Consider the following 2399-nt stretch of genomic DNA (forward strand, 5'->3'; position numbering starts at 1 on the left):
TAAATTTTGTTACAAATACTAATAACTTTTATGGTACAATAGTTATGAAAAGGATTATAAGTAAAAGGAGATGCTTATGAGTACAAAAAAAACTCCTCTATATGAGGAACACAAAAATTTAGGTGGAAAAGTTGTTGACTTCGCTGGTTTTTATTTGCCAGTTGATTATGAAGGATTACAACAAGAACACGAAGCAGTAAGAAACAACGTTGGTTTATTTGATGTAAGCCACATGGGTGAATTTACTGTAAAAGGCAAAGACGCTTTAAAATTCATCAACTATGTTTGCACTAATGATTACACTAAATGTGCAGATGGACAAATCCAATATTCTTTATTATTACACGAAGATGGCGGAATGGTTGATGACTTATTAGTTTACAAAAACAACGATGAAGACTTTTTAATGGTTCCAAACGCAGCCAACACTGAAAAGGACTTCAAACATATCTCTAAATATGTAGATAAATTCGATGTTGAACTTAAAAACATCAGCGACTCTGTTGCAGAAATCGCTATTCAAGGTCCTAAGGCTGAAGAATTATTACAAAGATTAGTTGAATTCGATCTTTCAAAAATTGAATACTATCACTTTGTAAAAGACATTAAATACAAGGAATACGATGTATTAATTTCTAGAACTGGTTATACTGGTGAAGATGGATTCGAAGTTTATGCAACTGCAGAAGCAATTGTAGACTTATGGAATGAATTATTAGAAAAAGGAAAAGACTTAGGTGTTAAACCATGTGGTCTTGGATGTAGAGATACATTGAGATTTGAAGCAGCAATGCCTTTATATGGAAACGAACTTGCAGACGAAGTATCTCCATTAGAAGTTGGCTTGAAATTTGCAGTTAAAATGGACAAAGACGACTTCGTTGGTAAAGCTAAAACTCAAGAAAAAGTTGATGCAGGAATCGACAAGAAACTTATTGGTATCGAAATGCAAAGCAAACGTATTGCAAGACAAGGTGCTGAAGTTCAAAAAGATGGCAAAACTATCGGTAAAGTAACTACAGGATACCTTTCACCAACATTTGGCGTATGTTTAGCAAATGCATTTGTAGATAAATCAGCTGTAGCATTAGGTGATGAAGTTGATGTTATTATAAGAAACAAACCAGCTAAAGCAACAGTTGTTAAAAGAAAATTTTTGGATAGAAAATAGGGGGAAAAGAAAATGGCAGAAGTAGCAAAAGATTTATTGTACACAAAAGATCATGAATGGATTAAAGTAGACGGAGACGTTTATGAAATTGGTCTTGCAGATTATGCACAAGACAGTTTAGGAGACATCGTATACGTTGAATTACCAGATGTTGATGATGAAATTGATGCAGAAGAATCTGTAGCAAGCGTTGAATCTGTAAAAGCAGCATCAGAAGTTTACACTCCATTTGCTTGTACAGTTGTAGAAGCTAATGAAGAATTAGATGACGAACCAGGCAACATCAACAAAGCTCCATACGAAAGCTGGATTGCTAAGGTTAAATTTGAAGACTTCGATGAATCTAAATTAATGACTGCTGATGAATACGAAAAATTCTTAGGAGAATTATAATGTATCCATACATCTCAATTACTGATCAAGAAATTGAGGAAATGCTAAAAACAATTGGCATTTCCTCTACTGATGAACTTTATTCAGATATTCCTGAAAACGTTCAATTCAAAGGAGAACTTAACATACCAAAAGCAAAAAGCGAAGTTGAAGTTAGAAGATATTTCGACGAAATTTTTGCTAAGAACACATCTACTGATGATAAGGTTTGTTTCCTAGGTGGTGGAGCTTATGATAGATACGTTCCTTCTGTAATTCCAGCAATGGCAAGCAGAAGTGAATTCTACACTTCATATACACCATACCAACCAGAAATAAGCCAAGGTACTCTTTCCTATATTTTTGAATATCAAACAATGATGGCAAACCTTACTGGTATGCCAATATCAAACGCTTCTTTATACGATGGTGGAACAGCTATCACAGAAGCAGCCTTGATGACTATCCAAAAGTCCAAAAAATCGAAAATTCTATGCGCTAATACAGTTAGCCCTTCAGCAAAAGAAATCTTGTTGACTTATTGTCACGATAGAAAGGTTGAAGTAGAATTTATCCCAATGAAAGATTTACTAACAGATATGGACGAATTGGAAAAAATGATGACTGACGAAGTTGGTACAGTTATCGTTCAGTCTCCAAACTATTACGGATATATCGAAGATGTAAAAAAATATGAAGAGTTAACTCACTCTATAAAGAAAAACTACTTGATAATGTCAGCAGATCCTATGAGTTTAGGTTTGTTAAAGAAACCATCTGAATATAATGTTGACGTTGTTGTAGGTGAAGCTCAACAATTCGGAGTAAACTTACAATATGGTGGACCTTATTTAGG

The 2399-nt window shown here is 34.1% G+C and carries 3 protein-coding genes; all 3 read left to right on the forward strand.

The genetic code is table 11. The annotated features are described in order from the left end of the window. The first annotated feature begins 70 nt into the window (after window positions 1–70). On the forward strand, window positions 71–1171 hold the full coding sequence (gcvT, locus tag KHW44_RS08640; RefSeq protein WP_316095089.1) for a glycine cleavage system aminomethyltransferase GcvT: 1101 nt from the start codon (window positions 71–73) through the stop codon (window positions 1169–1171). A gap of 12 nt (window positions 1172–1183) precedes the next feature. After that, window positions 1184–1564: a glycine cleavage system protein GcvH gene (gene gcvH / locus KHW44_RS08645; RefSeq protein ID WP_094203401.1), complete on the forward strand. Its 381-nt coding sequence runs from the start codon at window positions 1184–1186 to the stop codon at window positions 1562–1564. Continuing rightward, window positions 1564–2399: aminomethyl-transferring glycine dehydrogenase subunit GcvPA (gcvPA, locus tag KHW44_RS08650; RefSeq protein WP_304068493.1), on the forward strand; the 836-nt coding region annotated here is incomplete at its 3' end. The genes gcvH and gcvPA, both read left to right, overlap by 1 nt.

It is taken from the genome of Finegoldia magna (assembly GCF_018371055.1).
Taxonomy (GTDB): Bacteria; Bacillota; Clostridia; order Tissierellales; family Peptoniphilaceae; genus Finegoldia; species Finegoldia magna_I.

Coding starts and splice junctions, on each gene's coding strand:
- gcvH (WP_094203401.1), top strand. CDS start 1,184: ATGGCAGAAGTAGCAAAAGATTTATTGTACACAAAAGATCATGAATGG.
- gcvT (WP_316095089.1), top strand. CDS start 71: ATGCTTATGAGTACAAAAAAAACTCCTCTATATGAGGAACACAAAAAT.